Genomic DNA, 397 nt, shown 5'->3' with positions numbered 1-397 from the left:
GTGCTGGCCAACGCCTGAGGCGGCTGCCGCACCGGCGTTTCCGCCGCCTCGTCAGCGCAGCAACGCCGGCGTCGGCAGCAAGGCCGTGCCTGCGTCCAGCACCTCGCGTTCCAGCGCGCGCAGGAACCCACTGAAGCCCTGCGGCGCCTTCGCCGCACGACGGGCGCTGGTGGCCACCGCCGGTCGCGCATGCCAGGCGATGCTGGCGCGGCTGCGCTGCAGCGCCTGCACCAGCGCCACGTCCTCGCCGGTGGCCAACGCCGCGAAGCCTCCTGCCGCCAGGTAGGCCGCGGCACTGACGCCCAGGTTGGCGCCATGCACGTGGCCGTGGCCGTCGCGGGCCACTTCCCGGCAGGCGARGGCCTCGCGCACGGCCTGCGGGTAATCCAGCCAATCC

At 75.0% G+C, this 397-nt stretch carries 1 pseudogene; it reads right to left on the bottom strand.

The features are described 5' to 3' along the window. Positions 1-51 precede the first annotated feature (51 nt). Positions 52-397: pseudogene (locus AC1DN0_RS41700) on the bottom strand (glycosyltransferase); the annotation flags it as partial.

Source organism: Cupriavidus sp. 05N39, assembly GCF_056397325.1.
The sequence above is the reverse complement of the archived record's forward strand: the minus strand, read 5'-3'. Positions and strand labels throughout refer to the sequence as shown.